The 14095-nt window shown below is 66.9% G+C and carries 15 protein-coding genes; 6 read left to right on the forward strand and 9 right to left on the reverse strand.

From position 1 onward, the window contains the following. Positions 1 to 20 precede the first annotated feature (20 nt). Positions 21 to 2639 (forward strand): aminopeptidase N, encoded by a 2619-nt coding sequence (gene pepN / locus ACV095_RS10215; protein WP_478223381.1) that lies wholly within the window; start codon positions 21 to 23, stop codon positions 2637 to 2639. A gap of 110 nt (positions 2640 to 2749) precedes the next feature. On the opposite strand, the gene ACV095_RS10220 is transcribed toward pepN, so the two are convergent. From ACV095_RS10220 to ACV095_RS10245, 6 genes are all read right to left on the reverse strand, one after another. Further along, on the reverse strand, positions 2750 to 3847 hold the full coding sequence (locus tag ACV095_RS10220) for a lipoate-protein ligase LplAB (protein ID WP_018771157.1): 1098 nt from the start codon (positions 3845 to 3847) through the stop codon (positions 2750 to 2752). A 97-nt stretch (positions 3848 to 3944) separates the two neighbouring features. After that, complete coding sequence (locus ACV095_RS10225) at positions 3945 to 4202, reverse strand: type B 50S ribosomal protein L31 (RefSeq protein WP_018771158.1); 258 nt, start codon at positions 4200 to 4202, stop codon at positions 3945 to 3947. Between the two features lie 167 nt (positions 4203 to 4369). Further along, entirely contained in the window at positions 4370 to 5176 is an 807-nt protein-coding gene (locus ACV095_RS10230) for a TrmH family RNA methyltransferase (RefSeq protein WP_478223382.1), read from the reverse strand. 7 nt (positions 5177 to 5183) lie between these two features. Beyond that, positions 5184 to 5969, reverse strand: a complete 786-nt coding sequence (locus ACV095_RS10235; protein ID WP_056390288.1) for a sulfite exporter TauE/SafE family protein — start codon at positions 5967 to 5969, stop codon at positions 5184 to 5186. 21 nt (positions 5970 to 5990) lie between these two features. After that, entirely contained in the window at positions 5991 to 6776 is a 786-nt protein-coding gene (locus ACV095_RS10240) for an ABC transporter ATP-binding protein (RefSeq protein WP_268003135.1), read from the reverse strand. A gap of 91 nt (positions 6777 to 6867) precedes the next feature. Next, entirely contained in the window at positions 6868 to 7530 is a 663-nt protein-coding gene (locus ACV095_RS10245; protein WP_478223383.1) for a hypothetical protein, read from the reverse strand. A gap of 136 nt (positions 7531 to 7666) precedes the next feature. On the opposite strand from ACV095_RS10245, the gene serB reads away from it, so the two are divergent. Beyond that, positions 7667 to 8560, forward strand: coding sequence for a phosphoserine phosphatase SerB (serB, locus tag ACV095_RS10250; protein WP_478223384.1), 894 nt, complete (start codon positions 7667 to 7669; stop codon positions 8558 to 8560). A 73-nt stretch (positions 8561 to 8633) separates the two neighbouring features. On the opposite strand, the gene ACV095_RS10255 is transcribed toward serB, so the two are convergent. Then, positions 8634 to 9398 carry an SDR family oxidoreductase gene (locus ACV095_RS10255; protein ID WP_018771164.1) on the reverse strand — a complete coding sequence of 255 codons (765 nt, stop codon included), beginning with the start codon at positions 9396 to 9398 and terminating at the stop codon, positions 8634 to 8636. A gap of 141 nt (positions 9399 to 9539) precedes the next feature. Continuing rightward, a complete protein-coding gene (locus ACV095_RS10260) occupies positions 9540 to 10265 on the reverse strand; it encodes a beta-ketoacyl-ACP reductase (RefSeq protein WP_018771165.1) in 726 nt (241 codons plus the stop codon). 151 nt (positions 10266 to 10416) lie between these two features. On the opposite strand from ACV095_RS10260, the gene ACV095_RS10265 reads away from it, so the two are divergent. Genes ACV095_RS10265 through ACV095_RS10280 form a run of 4 tightly spaced genes read left to right on the forward strand, consistent with a single transcriptional unit; the run spans position 10417 to position 12467 of the window. Continuing rightward, positions 10417 to 10848, forward strand: a complete 432-nt coding sequence (locus ACV095_RS10265) for a DUF3099 domain-containing protein (protein WP_018771166.1) — start codon at positions 10417 to 10419, stop codon at positions 10846 to 10848. Beyond that, entirely contained in the window at positions 10845 to 11108 is a 264-nt protein-coding gene (locus ACV095_RS10270) for a hypothetical protein (protein WP_134164754.1), read from the forward strand. The genes ACV095_RS10265 and ACV095_RS10270 overlap by 4 nt, the downstream gene beginning before the upstream one ends. Further along, a complete protein-coding gene (locus tag ACV095_RS10275; RefSeq protein ID WP_018771168.1) occupies positions 11109 to 11987 on the forward strand; it encodes an SURF1 family cytochrome oxidase biogenesis protein in 879 nt (292 codons plus the stop codon). 3 nt (positions 11988 to 11990) lie between these two features. Next, complete coding sequence (locus ACV095_RS10280; protein ID WP_268003128.1) at positions 11991 to 12467, forward strand: YbaK/EbsC family protein; 477 nt, start codon at positions 11991 to 11993, stop codon at positions 12465 to 12467. Here ACV095_RS10280 and ACV095_RS10285 read toward each other — a convergent pair. After that, a complete protein-coding gene (locus ACV095_RS10285) occupies positions 12464 to 14062 on the reverse strand; it encodes an ABC-F family ATP-binding cassette domain-containing protein (RefSeq protein WP_056390270.1) in 1599 nt (532 codons plus the stop codon). The genes ACV095_RS10280 and ACV095_RS10285 overlap by 4 nt on opposite strands. Positions 14063 to 14095: the final 33 nt, after the last annotated feature.

The raw sequence follows: 14095 nt of genomic DNA on the forward strand, positions 1-14095 counted from the left end.
CACCGTGATTAGATAGCCGGGTGTCACATGAGAATCTGCAGCGCCGTGAAGCCGCTGAACGTTCAGCACTTGTCCGCACCACCAGTTACGACATCTCCCTGGATGTGCGGCAGGCAGCGGATCCGGCGGTCCCCGGGTACACCAGCCGCAGCGTCATCACCTTCACCGCAAACCCCGGTGCCACCACGTTCCTGGATTTCATCGGCAGCGACGTGCACAGCGTGTTCCTCAACGGCAAGGGGTTGCGGGTGGACGACGTGGTGGACGGCGCACGGATCCGGCTGGACAACCTGCGGGCCGAAAACCAGGTCACGGTCACCGGAACAGCGCTGTACAGCCGCTCCGGCGAAGGCATGCACCGGTTCGTGGACCCCGCGGACGGCCAGTGCTACCTGTACACGCAGTACGAGCCCGCCGATGCCCGCCGGGTCTTCGCGAACTTCGAACAGCCCGACCTGAAGGCAACCTTCACCTTCCATGTGATGGCCCCTGCCGGGTGGCACGTTGCCTCCAACGGCGCCGAGGCCAACCGCACCCTGCTGACCAGCGATCCGGCCAGCGCGTGCTGGGACTTCGCCACCACCCTGCCCATGTCCACGTACATCACCACGGTCCTGGCCGGTCCGTATTTCAAGGCCGAGGACCGCTGGCAGGCCACGCTCGACGACGGCACCAGCCTGGACGTCCCGCTCGCCCTCTACTGCCGCGCGTCCATGGCGGACTCCTTCGACACCGCGCAGCTCTTCAGCCTGACCAAGAAGGGCCTCGACTTCTTCAACCGACTCTTCGACTTTCCCTACCCCTGGGGCAAGTACGACCAGGCGTTCGTCCCCGAATACAACCTCGGCGCCATGGAGAACCCGGGGCTCGTCACCTTCACGGAGAGCTACGTGTTCACGTCGCGGGCCACGGACGCCCAGTACCAGGCGCGGGCTAACACGCTCATGCACGAGATGGCGCACATGTGGTTCGGCGACCTGGTGACCATGCAGTGGTGGGATGACCTGTGGCTGAAGGAATCCTTTGCCGACTACATGGGAACGCTCGGTGTTGACCGGGCCACGGACTGGGACACGGCCTGGGTCAACTTCGCCAACAAACGCAAGGCATGGGCCTACGTGCAGGACCAGCTCCCCACCACCCATCCCATCGTGGCGGACATCCCGGACCTTGAGGCTGCCAAACAGAACTTCGACGGGATCACCTACGCCAAGGGCGCCTCGGTCCTCAAGCAGCTGGTGGCCTACGTCGGCTTCGACGCCTTCATCGCCGGGTCGCGGGAGTACTTCCGGAAGCACGCCTACGGCAACACATCCCTGGCCGACCTCCTCGCGGCCCTGGCTGCCGCCTCGGGGCGGGACCTGTCCGAATGGGCCCGGCAGTGGCTGCAGACCTCCGGAATTTCCCGCTTGTCCCTGGACCTCGGATCCGCCGGCGGGAAGGACGACGACGGCGTGCCGGGCCGGGTGGCCATCGTCCAGGAAGCAGTGGACCCGGTGACGGGACGTGAGGAGCTGCGCCCCCACCGCCTCCGGGTGGGCTCCTACGATTTTGACCCCGACGGCGCACTGGTGCGGACCGGAAGCATCGAAACGGACGTGGCCGGCGCGCGGACCGTGCTCCCCCAGCTCGCCGGGCAGCCGCGGCCGGCACTCCTGCTGGTCAATGACGAGGACCTGACGTACGCCAAGGTGCGGCTTGATCCGGTGTCGGAAGCCACGGTCCGTGCATCCCTGGACCGGATCAAGGACCCCATGGCCCGCGCCCTCTGCTGGACTGCACTGTGGAATTCCGCCCGCGACGGCGAAAGCCCGGCGAGCCAATATGTTGACGCCGTGGCCGCCTTCGGTCCGGCTGAGACGGGCATCGGGGTGCTGCTGAACATCCTGGACAATGCAACTACCGCCGTCGAACGCTACACCCCGGCGGACACCCGTGACAGTGTTCGTGCTTCCTTCCTGGCGGCAGCCATAGCGGAGCTGGACCGGGCGGTCCCGGGCTCCGACGCGCAGCTTGCCTGGGCGCGTACCCTTGCTACCCTCAGCCGGCACGATGCAGCAGCGCTCCCCCGGCACCTCGCCCTGCTGGACGGCACGTTCCCCGTGGAGGGCCTGGCGGTGGACGCCGAGCTGCGCTGGCAGCTCTGGCATGCGCTGGCCGCCAACGGGCAGGCCAGCGCGGCCGGGCTCGACGCCGAGCTGGCGCGGGACACCACGGCCTCAGGCCGGGCCGGACACGCAACTGCCATGGCATCCCGCCCCGACCCGGAGGTCAAGGCAGCGGCCTGGGAGGCCGCGGTCCAGGGGAGTGAGCTCTCCAACCAGCTCCTCACCGCCACCATCACCGGCTTCACCACCGCGCCGCCGGCCTTGTTGGAGCTGTACGTGGAGCCGTACTTCGACTGCCTGCGCACTGTCTGGGATGAGCGCAGCATCGAAATCGCCAGCCGGATTGTCCGCGGACTCTATCCCGCAGCGCAGGACCTGGCGGCGGGCACACGCCCCGAAGACCACCCGGTGGTCCGCCGGACGGACGACTGGCTGGCCGCCAACCCCGACGCACCGCACGCCCTGCGCCGGATCATCATCGAGCAGCGCAGCCACCTGCTGCGGGCACTCACCGCGCAGGCCGCCGGGTAATCTGAGCGCTAACGGCGGTGCCAATGGACCCGCCTTGCGCAGTGAAGGCCGGGGCCGGTGCGCACGGGCAGTCCCCGCGCATCGAACCCTAAGGCCAGGGCGCTGCCCGGTTACGGGACCCGGTGGAGCCATTCCCTGGTACCGAACTTGGCGGCCACCCGTTCCTCGGCGGCCGCCAGTTCGTGTCCCGCCAGCTCTGACGGCGTTGCCCCGTAACGCTCGCTGAAGACCGCCATCATCGCCTCGATGATCGCCGTGCGTGCCAGGCCCGTCTGGCGCCGCAGCGGGTCCACCCGCTTCTTGGCGCTGCGGGTGCCCTTGTCGGAGAGCTTCTCCTTGCCGATCCGCAGGACCTCCACCATTTTGTCGGCGTCGATGTCATAGCTCATGGTGACATGGTGGAGCATGCCGCCATTGGCCAGGCGCTTCTGTGCGGCGCCGCCGATTTTTCCCTGGTCCGTGGCAATGTCATTAAGCGGGATGTAGAAGGCGTTGATGCCAAGCCGTTCCAGTGCGGCCATGACCCACGCGTCCAGGAAGGGGTAGGAGTCGGCGAAGCTGAGCCCGTCCACCAGGGTCTGCGGCAGGTAGAGCGAATACGTGATGCAGTTGCCGGCCTCCATGAACATCGCTCCCCCGCCGCTGATCCGGCGGACCACGTTGATGCCATGCCTGGCGACGCCGTCGGGGTCCACCTCGTTCTGCACGGACTGGAAACTGCCGATGACCACGGACGGCTCCTGCCAGTCCCAGAACCGCAGCGTGGGCGTGCGAGCCCCCGCGCCGACGGCCTCGGTGAGCACCTCGTCCAGGGCAACGTTGATTTCGGTGGGAAGCACGGTAGGCGCAATGACGTTCCACTCGTGGTCTCCCCAGGAGGTTGCCTTGGCCAGGGCACGGCGGACGGTGACGGCAACGGCGTCCGCGGAGAAGCCGAACAGCACGGCTCCGGCCGGCAGTGCGGCCGTGACGGCGGCTGCGAGGTCCTTGGCGGGCGTGGTGTCCGGCAGGCCGGTCAGTGCGCGGTTAATGTCCTCCAGTGCCTCGTCCGGCTCCAGGAAAAAGTCCCCGCTGACGGAGACGCCGGACAAGGCACCGTCCACCACGGCCAGGTCAACCACCACGAGCTTGCCGCCCGGAACCTTGTACTCGCCGTGCAGGCGCTGGTTGCTGGCGGCATCATGGGCAGGAATATGCGGCTCGGTCATGCTTTCCATCCTGCCCCAGAAAACGGGTGCACGGTTAAAAGCGGAATGCCCGCGCCGTTGCCGGTGCGGGCATTCCATCAGACCTTGGGGAAGAAGTTTACTTCTTGCCGCCGAAGCCCTTGAAGCGAGCGTTGAAGCGCTCGACGCGGCCTGCAGAGTCCATGATGCGCTGCTTGCCCGTGTAGAACGGGTGGGACTCGGAAGAGATTTCGACGTCGATGACCGGGTAGGTGTTGCCGTCTTCCCACTCGATGGTCTTGTTGGAAGACACGGTGGAGCGGGTCAGGAACTTGGTGCCGGAGGCCAGGTCGTTGAAGACAACAGCTTCATACTTCGGGTGTGTATCAGACTTCATAATGGGACCTTTGTTCGCGCAGCTGGATTTTGCCAGCTGCCAGGTATGAATGGGATGGCTGGGATCTGTTGCATCAGCCGAAGCTGAAAAAGCAGGACAACCAGCTATCCATCATAGCGGATGCGGGAGGGGCTGACGAACCGGTTCACCTGCGGCTTCGCCTACCCCTACCGCGCCCGGAGCTCCCAGAACGCCACGGCCGAGGCGGCAGCAACATTGAGGGAATCCACACCGTTGCGCATGGGGATTTTGACGGCGAGGTCGACGGCGGCGAGGGTCTGGGGGCTCATGCCGGCGCCTTCGGTGCCAAGCACCAGGGCGAGCCTGTCCACGTTGCGCGAGGCGACGGCGTCGACGTCCTCCGCGTCCGGCGTCAGCTCCAGTGCGGCAACCGTGAAGCCGTGGTCCTTGAGCACCTGGAGGTCGCCCGGCCAGTCCTGCAGGCGCGCCCAGGGAACCTGGAACACCGTGCCCATGCTGACCCTGACGCTGCGCCGGTACAGCGGGTCCCCGCACCGGGGTGAGACCAGGACGGCGTCGATGTCCAGCGCCGCGGCAGAACGGAAGATGGCGCCCACATTGGTGTGGTCCACGATGTCCTCCAGCACGGCCACGCGCCGCGCTCCGGCCAGGAGATCCGGCAGCGGCACCGGCGCAGGGCGCTGCATGGCCGCCATGGCGCCGCGGTGCAGGTGGAAACCCGTGATTTCCTCCAGCAGGGCTGCCGAGCCAATGAAGGCCGGGACGTCGGGATATGCCTTGAAGACGTCGCCGAGGTCCGCCATCCACTTCTCCGCCAGGAAGAAGGAGCGCGGCTGGTGGCCCGCAGCCAGCGCCCTGCGAAGGACCCGCGACGACTCGGCGATGTACATTCCCTCGGCGGGTTCGCGGAGCTTGCGGAGGTGTACGTCCGTCAGGGTGGTGTAGTCGCTGACCCGCGGGTCATCGGCAGAGTCGAGGTAGTGGAAGGTCACCGGGTGATTATTTCAGCAGGTTGGCGGTCATGACGGCCAGCGCCACGATGCCCAGGCTGAAGATCACCGCGCGGAGGACGCGCGGCGAAAGCTTCCGGCCTACCTTCGAGCCCAGCAGGCCGCCGATGGTGGAGCTGACCGCAATGAGCAGCACCACCAGCCAGTTGATCCGGTCGAAGGCGAACAGCAGGTAGGAGATGGCCGCCACCATGTTGACGCCGAGCACCAGGATGTTCTTCATGGCGTTGGCGTTCTGGATGGTGCCGGTGAGGAAGACACCAAGGATTCCGACCAGCAGGATTCCCTGGGCAGCCACGAAGTAGCCGCCGTACACGCCGGCAAGGTACACCAGCACTATGAGGAGGATCCCGTGGCGCTTGTCCCGGACGGCGTGCTCCGGGTTGGCCTCGCGGTTGCGCACCCAGTCCTGGAGCCGCGGCTGGAACACCACCATCAGCAGCGCCAGGACCAGGAGGACCGGCGCAACGTAGTGGAACACCTTCTCCGGCAGGTGCAGCAGCAGCCAGGCGCCGGAGACGCCGCCCAGGACCGATGCCGGCAGCAGGCGCAGCACCTGCCGTCCCCGGCCGGCCAGCTCGCGCCGGTACCCGAAGGCGCCGGCAGCGGTCCCCGCCACCAGGCCCATGGCATTGCTCATGGAGGCCACCACCGGGGCCACGCCCAGGGCGATGAGCACCGGGAAGGTGACCAGGGTGCCGGACCCGACCACCGCGTTGATGGTGCCCGCCCACAGGCCGGCGATGAACACAATGATGCTGCTGAAGAGTTCCACGGTAGTTGGCGCAGGCCGGCTCTAGCGGCGGGCTGTGGCGGTGTAGCGCCCGGCGTTTTCGGTCACCGACAGCGGCAGGCCGAAGGTGGTGCTCAGGTGCTCTTCGGTCAGCACCTTGGTGATGGGACCGGCGGCCACCACGCCGCCGTCACGCAGCAGCATGGCGTGCGTGAAACCCGGAGGGACTTCCTCGAGGTGGTGCGTGACCAGGACCATGGCCGGCGCGGCCTCGTCGCTGGCGAGTTCGCCCAGCTTGTGGACCAGCTCTTCGCGGCCGCCCAGGTCCAGGCCGGCGCCCGGCTCGTCCAGGAGGAGCAGTTCGGGGTCCGTCATGAGGGCCCGGGCGATCTGGACGCGCTTGCGCTCGCCTTCGGACAGGGTGGCGAAGGTCCTGTTGAGGAGCGGCCCCATGCCCCAGTCGTTCAGCAGTCGGAACGCGCGGCGTTCGTCGTCGCGCTCGTAGCCTTCGCGCCAGCGGCCGGTGACGCCGTAGGCCGCGGTGACCACCACGTTCAGGACGTTCTCCTGTTCGGGGATCTGGGTGGCGAGGGCTGCGGACGAGAGGCCGATGCGCGGGCGGAGTTCGAAGACGTCGACGCGGCCCAGGACTTCGTCGAGGATGCCCGCGGTGCCGCTGCTCGGGTGGAGCCGGGCCGCCGCGATCTGGAGGAGGGTGGTTTTGCCGGCGCCGTTGGGGCCCAGGATGACCCATCGTTCGCCTTCATTGACCTGCCAGTCAACCTTGTCCAGCAGGGTTTTCTTACCTCGGACAACGCTGACGGAGTCCAGTTCCAGAACATCACTCATAGGAGTAGACACTAGGACAAAAAACAAGATGACTGATAACCGGTGTGAAGGCCCCCTAAGTGGCAGTCTCCGGCTGGCGCCGGCTTTGCCCTCAACCGCCGTCCTGGGCTCCGGCCGCCGGCACAGTTCCGGAACGCAGCCTGCCGCCCAGGTACTGCCCTGCCCTGTAATACCAGTAGGGCCAGGCCAGCCACGCTGCGCCCGCCGCCGCTGCCCCGGCCGCCATCAGTGCCGTCCGCAGCCACGCCGGCCGCTCCACGGAGAAGCCTGCTGCAGCCAAGGCAAATCCAAACAGCATTCCACCGCCGATGGCGCGCCCCAATCCGGACAGGCTGCGCGGATAGTCCTCCACCCTGCGCAGCCGGGCGTGGATGGCCAGGAACCACGCGCCCTGCAGGGTGATGGACGCGACGGAAACAGCGGTGGAAGTGTTGAAATCAAGCAATCTCAGGACAAGCAGTGCGGAACTGGCAGCACCTGCAGCGCAGGCTGAAACCGTGAGCCAGGTCATTGGCTCCGTCCACACCGCACGGGGCGCCCTTCGGTGGACTTGAAGGATGACCGGAATGGCCAGCACGTTGAACGCAGCGCCGGTGGCGTCGTTGATGGTGCCGAATACGTAAGGGCCGCCCCGGGGGACCTCGACGGCGTACATGGCCCCCAGGGTCACCGCGCCCAGGGCTCCGGCGGCTGCCGCGGCGTAGGCGCACACTGCTGCGGTCCTGTCGCCGGGAATCGTGGTTGGCTGGTCCATCTGTGTCTCCTGGTGTCAGGACGCGTCCGTCGGAAACCCAGCCACGATTATGGTAGGCCCGGCAGCAGTGCCGGCGCTATCCGCCTGTCCGCAACGAATTCCGGTCGTCCGGTCGGCGCTGGCTAAGATTGCAGGCATGACTTCGAACGTGACTGCGGTCAGCTATGGCCTCAATGTGACCCCCACCGGGCTGGAGGAGCTGCGTTCCGTCCTTGCATCGCACGGCGCCCAGGTGGTGTCCGAATCGTCTCCGGCGGACGACCGGTACCAGGTCCGCATCCTCGAACTGGCCCTTCCGGACGTGACCGCGGCGGCGCTCGCCGCCCTGCGCCGGTCCGTGGCGGACGCCGCGACCGGAGATTTCGACACGGCGCTTGTTCCAGCCGGTCTTCGGGCCGCTGCCCGGAAGCTGCTGATCATGGATGTGGATTCCACCCTGATCCAGCAGGAGGTCATCGAACTCCTGGCCGCCTACGCCGGCAAACGCGAGGAAGTCGCGGCTGTCACGGAAGCTGCCATGCGCGGCGAACTGGACTTCGCCCAGAGCCTGCACGCCCGGGTGGCGGTGCTCGCGGGGCTGCCGGCCGACGTCGTCCATTCCGTGCGCCACGAAGTGAAGCTCAGCGAAGGCGCCGGGGAGTTGGTGGCGGCGTTCAAGGCGGCCGGCCACGTTGTGGCCGTGGTCTCCGGCGGGTTCAACCAGATCCTTGAGCCGATTGCCGCCGACCTGGGCCTGGACTACTGGCAGGCCAATGAACTTGAAATCGTTGACGGCGTGCTGACCGGCAGGGTGCTGGGCGCGGTGGTGGACAGGGCCGCCAAGGAGAAGTACCTGCGGGAGTGGGCCGCGGCGGAGGACATCGCCCTGGAGCACACCGTGGCTGTAGGCGACGGCGCCAACGACCTGGACATGCTCGGCGCTGCGGGGATCGGGGTGGCGTTCAACGCCAAGCCTGCCGTGCGCGCCGTGGCCGACGCAGCCCTGAACATGCCGTACCTGGACGCCGTCCGCCACGTGGCCGGCGTCTGACCCTGCTGGCGCCTTAAATGGCTGTGGCTCCCGCCGCCGAATTGCCCGGCAGCGGGAGCCACGTTCCTGGTACCTAGCTGGAAGGCTGCTGGGCGCCCTTGCCGAAGTAGTCGGCTCCGCCGGCGTACTCGGTGTGGCCGGATTCGACGTCGGCCGTTGCCATGCCGGCCACCACCTGGGCGAACTCCTCCACGGAATACAGTTTCCCGGCTTCCGCGCGGCGGGCCTCAATGGCGCCCGGGGTGGAGCGGTCCAGGAGCGTGGCGGTGACGGTGCCTTCGATCATGTCGCCGGACACCACCACCAGGGAGATGCCCTTCTCCGCCAGGTTGGGGATCAGGCCGCGCAGGGCATCCTCGCCGGCGCGCTTGCTGCGGGCCACGGGCTCATAGGCCGGCATGGTGGGGACGGTGTTGATGAAGTGGGCCTGGTGGCTGGTGACGAACACCACGCGGGAACCTTCCTTCATCAGGGGCACTGCAGCGTTGAGCATGTTCACCTGGGCGTCGCGGTTGAGCTTCAGGGCGTAGTCCTCCCCCATGCCGGTTTCCATGCCGCCGGAGGCGTTCAGCACCAGGATGTCCAGCGATCCGAAGTTCTCCATGGCGGCACTGGCGAGGGCCTGCACGCCCTCCTGCGTGGTGAGGTCGGCGCCGACGGCGACAGCGCGTCCGCCGGCGGCTTCAATTCCCTGCACCACCTTGTTGGCGCGGGGCGCCTTCTGGCGGTAGTTGACCACGACGGCGGCCCCCTCCGAGGCGAGGATCTTTGCTACGTCGGCGCCGATGCCCCGCGATGATCCCGTGACGATGGCCGTCTTGTTGTCCAGCAGTCCCATTCGAGCTTCCTTTGTTCAAAACATCTAAATCGTTGTGGTCTGCAGTCCATCATGCCAGCGGCTGTTGCCGATATCCCTTGTGCGGCTCCGACAAATAAGCGCCGCCCGGCTAGTTTCCTGCAGGGGCAAGGTCCGGACGAGTCAGTGGCCCATGCCCAGGCCGCCGTCCACGGGGATGACCGCGCCGGAGATGTAGGCGGCCTCGTCGCTGGCGATCCACCGGACCACGTTGGCCACCTCGGACGCTTCGGCAAAGCGCCCGGCGGGGATGCTGGCCAGGTAGTCCTTCTGGGTGGCTTCGGGGAGCTCGGCGGTCATGTCGGTGTTGATGAAGCCGGGAGCGACCACGTTGGCCGTGATGCCGCGGGAGCCGAGTTCGCGGGTGAGGGACCGGGCGATGCCCACCAGGCCGGCTTTGGAGGCGGAGTAGTTGATCTGGCCCGGGGCGCCGTAGAGCCCGGAGACGGACGAGATCAGGACCACGCGGCCCTTGCGAAGCCGGATCATGCCCTTGGAGGCACGCTTGATGACACGGAAGGCGCCGGTCAGGTTGGTGTCGATGACGGAGGTGAAGTCGTCCTCGCTCATGCGCAGGAGCAGGGTGTCCTTGGTGATCCCGGCGTTGGCCACCAGCACTTCCACCGGGCCGTGGGCAGCCTCCACTTCTTTGAACGCTGCGTCAACGGAAGCCTCATCGGTGACGTCCGCCTTGACCCCGAGAATGCCGTCAGGCAGCTGGGTTTCGCTGCGGTAGGTCACCGCCACCTTGTCACCGTTGGCCAGGAACGCCTGGGCGATGGCCAAGCCGATGCCGCGGTTGCCGCCTGTGATCAGGACGCTGCGGGGCGCGGAAGCTGTTTCAGTCATAGAGGGGCTCCGGATTCTGCGGCAGGCTGCGCCGCGGTAGCGGGTGTGGTTTGGACTGCCTCCGATCTTAGCGGCAGGCCCGCTGCGGGTTTGGGCAGCACTGCCGATGGTGCGAGAATTGAGGGAAGCCTTTGGAGCGTGATCATTCACCGTGACCCTTGAAAACCATGCGGGACATTCCGCGCCCGAAGAACCGGGCCGGTTCTCCGGCGACACCGAGGTCCACAGCATTACCGACGCTGCCGGCGCGCACTCTGAGGACATGCGCCAGCGGATGATCAAGTACGCCCTGGCGATGGGGATCCGCATGGTGTGCCTGATCCTGATCTTCGTGGTGGACGGCTGGTTCAAGATCATTGCCGTGGCGGGCGCGGTGTTCCTGCCCTGGATTGCGGTGGTCATCGCCAACGGGAGCGACAAGGCTGAGGCCCACAGCGATTTGCTGCTGGATTCCGCTCCCCTGGCCGAGATTGAAAGCCCGGTTCTCCCGGATACGGAAGACCAGCCGGGAAGCGCTGTGCTCCAGGGCGAACTGGTGAAGGATGAGGAGCCCGGGCCCGGGGAGGAGCGGCAGGCATCATGAGCATTTTCGATTTTGCAGCAGGATCGGACCTGGCATCCGAAACGGCCGCCATCTGCTCACGGAAGGCTTGCAGGGCCCAGGCGTCCTGGCAGCTCCTCTGGAACAATCCCAGGATTCATGCGCCTGAACGCCGCAAGATTTGGCTGGCCTGCGCAGACCACCGGGACTGGCTGGAGGACTACCTGCAGACGCGGGGGCTCTGGAAGGAAACGCTTCCCCTGCGCCCAGGCGACGACGGTTCACCCGAGCAGGACATCTGAATGTACCGCTTCCTCTTTTCCAGCAAATGGCTGGGCTATCTCCTGCTGGCCGCGATCTTTGCCACCGCATGCGTCTTCCTGGGCCGCTGGCAGATGGACCGCCGCGCCGAGACGCTGGCCGAGATCAACCGCGTTGTCAGCAACTACTCGGCCACACCCATCCCCTTCACGCAGGCACGGGACCAGTTCAACCAGCTGGACCCGGCCAAGGAGTGGACCCAGGTTGAGCTGAAGGGCTCCTACGATGCCGCCGGCCAGCGGATTGTCCGCAACCGCCCGCTCAACGGGCAGCCGGGGTACGAGGTGGTGGTCCCCTTCCGCCTGGCCACCGGCGAAACCGTCGTTATCGACCGCGGCTGGCTGCCCATCGGAAACAAGAACCCGGGCAGCCCGGATTCGGTGCCGGCACCCCCGTCCGGTGAGGTCACCGCCGTCGTCCGCCTGAAGCACGGCGAGCCGGAACTTCAGCGCGGGGCGCCCGAAGGCCAGCTCGCATCGATCGACCTGCCCACGTACGCCGCGCAGCTGGGCTATCCCCTGCTCACGGGGGCCTACGGCCAGCTTGCGTCGGAGACGCCGCCGTCCGCCGACATGCCCGTCGCGTTCCCCAAGCCGTCCACGGACGAGGGCACACACTTGTCCTATTCACTGCAGTGGTTCGCCTTCGGCGTGCTCATGTTCGTCGGCTTCGGTTACGCGGCCCGGCAGCAGGCCCGCAATGCAGCGATCGACGCCGAGGAGGAGGAAGAGGCTCTGCCGGACGGCGCCGTGCATTCAGCCGTCCCCGCCTCCCGCCGCCGGCCGGCCCCGCCGCGCAAGCGCAAGAGGGCCACGGCGGAGGAGGAAGAAGACGCCCTCCTGGACGCACAGGGGTACTGAGGCATGACCACGGACGACGGCGGCCCTGTCGCCTTGGTGCGGGCGGCCTTGGTGGGTGCCGGAGTCGGCGACACGGTGCGGACCTTTGAAGCCGGGGTGCCGACGGCGGCGGCGGCTGCAAAAGCTCTGGAGTGCGATCTGGCGGCCATCACCAACAGCCTGGTCTTCGACCTCAACGGTGAGCCGCTGCTGATCCTCGCAAGCGGTGCCGCGCGCGTCGATACAAAGCTCGTGGCCGGGCAATTGGCCCAGGGCCGGATCCGGCGCGCCTCCCCTGCCTTCGTCCTGGAACATACCGGCCAGGAGGTAGGCGGGGTAGCCCCGGTCGGCCACCCGAAGCGAATCAGGACCCTGCTGGACTTGAGCCTCCAGGAGCACGAAACCCTCTGGGCCGGAGCAGGGGACCACCAGTCAATGTTCAGCATCACCTACGCCCAGCTCCGGAGGATCACCGGCGCCCTGGAGCTGAAGGTGCGCTAGGCCAGGGTGATCAGGTCCAGGTAGTCCTCGTTCCAGAGGTCTTCGACGCCATCGGGAAGCATGACCACGCGTTCGGGGTTCAGGGCTTCAACAGCGCCCTCGTCGTGGCTGACCAGGACGACGGCGCCGGTGTAGTTGCGCAGGGCGCCGAGGATTTCGGCGCGGCTGGCGGGGTCCAGGTTGTTGGTGGGTTCGTCGAGGAGGAGGACGTTGGCGCTGGAGGCCACGATGGTGGCCAGGGCCAGGCGCGTCTTCTCGCCGCCGGAGAGCACGCCTGCCGGCTTGTCGACGTCGTCGCCGGAGAAGAGGAAGGAACCGAGGATGCCGCGCACCTCGGCGTCCTTCATGTCCGGCGCAGCGGAACGCATGTTCTCAAGCACCGTGCGGTCGTGGTCCAGGGTTTCGTGTTCCTGCGCGTAGTAGCCCACCTTCAGCCCGTGGCCCGGGATGACTTCGCCGGTATCAGGGGTGTCCACCCCCGCGAGCATGCGCAGCAGCGTGGTCTTGCCGGCGCCGTTGAGGCCCAGGATGACCACCTTGGAACCTCGGTCGATGGCCAGGTCCACGTCGGTGAAGATCTCCAGCGAGCCGTAGGACTTGCTGAGACCGTCGGCGGTAAGCGGGGTCTTGCCGCAGGGTGACGGGTCCGGGAACCGGAGGGCTGCTACGCGGTCCTGCTCGCGGACGGCTTCCAGTCCGCTGAGCAGCCGCTCGGCGCGCTTGGCCATGTTCTGTGCGGCCACGGCCTTGGTGGCCTTCGCACGCATCTTGTTGGCCTGGTCCATGAGGACCTGTGCCTTCTTCTCTGCGTTGGCCCGTTCACGCTTCCGGGCACGCTCGTCCGTCTCCCGCTGCAGCAGGTACCGCTTCCAGTCCATGTTGTAGAAATCGATCTGGGCACGGTTGGCGTCCAGCAGGAACACTTTGTTGACGGTTGCTTCCAGCAGGTCGGTGTCGTGGCTGATGACGATCAGGCCGCCCTGGTGGTTTTTCAGGAAGTCACGCAGCCAGGCGATGGAATCGGCGTCCAGGTGGTTCGTGGGTTCGTCCAGGAGCATGGTTTCGGCATCGGAATAGAGGATGCGTGCGAGCTCCACGCGGCGCCGCTGGCCACCGGAAAGTGTTTTGAGCGGCTGGTTCAGCAGGCGGTCAGGGAGTGCCAGGTTGGAACAGATGGAGGCAGCTTCGGCCTCGGCGGCATAACCGCCGGCCGCGAGGAATTCGGACTCCAGCCGGTCGTACCGGTTCATGGCCTTGCGCTGGACGTCGGCGTCGTCGCTTGCCATTTCGTCATGCGCCTTGCGGAGTTTCCCGACCACGATGTCCAGGCCGCGGGCGGAGAGGATCCGGTCCCGTGCCAGCTGCTCCATGTCAGGGGTGCGCGGGTCCTGGGGCAGGTAGCCAATTTCACCGCTGCGGGTCACCTTGCCGGCCGCGGGAAGGCCTTCGCCCGCAAGGACACGCGTCAGCGTGGTCTTGCCGGCACCGTTCCGGCCCACCAGGCCGATCTTGTCACCTTTATCGATGCGGAAGCTCACCTGGTCCATCAGGAGCCGGGCACCGGCACGCAGTTCAAGATCCTGGACAGTAATCACAGCAGGTAAGGCCTTTCACAACAGGGAACGCCC

The sequence above is a fragment of the Arthrobacter sp. JDC6 genome (assembly GCF_056484025.1).

Excerpts from the sequence above, each read along its gene's own strand:
- ACV095_RS10220 (WP_018771157.1), bottom strand. The coding sequence starts at position 3,847 with ATGACCGAGCCGCATATTCCTGCCCATGATGCCGCCAGCAACCAGCGC.
- ACV095_RS10225 (WP_018771158.1), bottom strand. The coding sequence starts at position 4,202 with ATGAAGTCTGATACACACCCGAAGTATGAAGCTGTTGTCTTCAACGAC.
- ACV095_RS10240 (WP_268003135.1), bottom strand. The coding sequence starts at position 6,776 with ATGAGTGATGTTCTGGAACTGGACTCCGTCAGCGTTGTCCGAGGTAAG.
- ACV095_RS10245 (WP_478223383.1), bottom strand. The coding sequence starts at position 7,530 with ATGGACCAGCCAACCACGATTCCCGGCGACAGGACCGCAGCAGTGTGC.
- serB (WP_478223384.1), top strand. The coding sequence starts at position 7,667 with ATGACTTCGAACGTGACTGCGGTCAGCTATGGCCTCAATGTGACCCCC.
- ACV095_RS10255 (WP_018771164.1), bottom strand. The coding sequence starts at position 9,398 with ATGGGACTGCTGGACAACAAGACGGCCATCGTCACGGGATCATCGCGG.
- ACV095_RS10260 (WP_018771165.1), bottom strand. The coding sequence starts at position 10,265 with ATGACTGAAACAGCTTCCGCGCCCCGCAGCGTCCTGATCACAGGCGGC.
- ACV095_RS10270 (WP_134164754.1), top strand. The coding sequence starts at position 10,845 with ATGAGCATTTTCGATTTTGCAGCAGGATCGGACCTGGCATCCGAAACG.
- ACV095_RS10275 (WP_018771168.1), top strand. The coding sequence starts at position 11,109 with ATGTACCGCTTCCTCTTTTCCAGCAAATGGCTGGGCTATCTCCTGCTG.
- ACV095_RS10280 (WP_268003128.1), top strand. The coding sequence starts at position 11,991 with ATGACCACGGACGACGGCGGCCCTGTCGCCTTGGTGCGGGCGGCCTTG.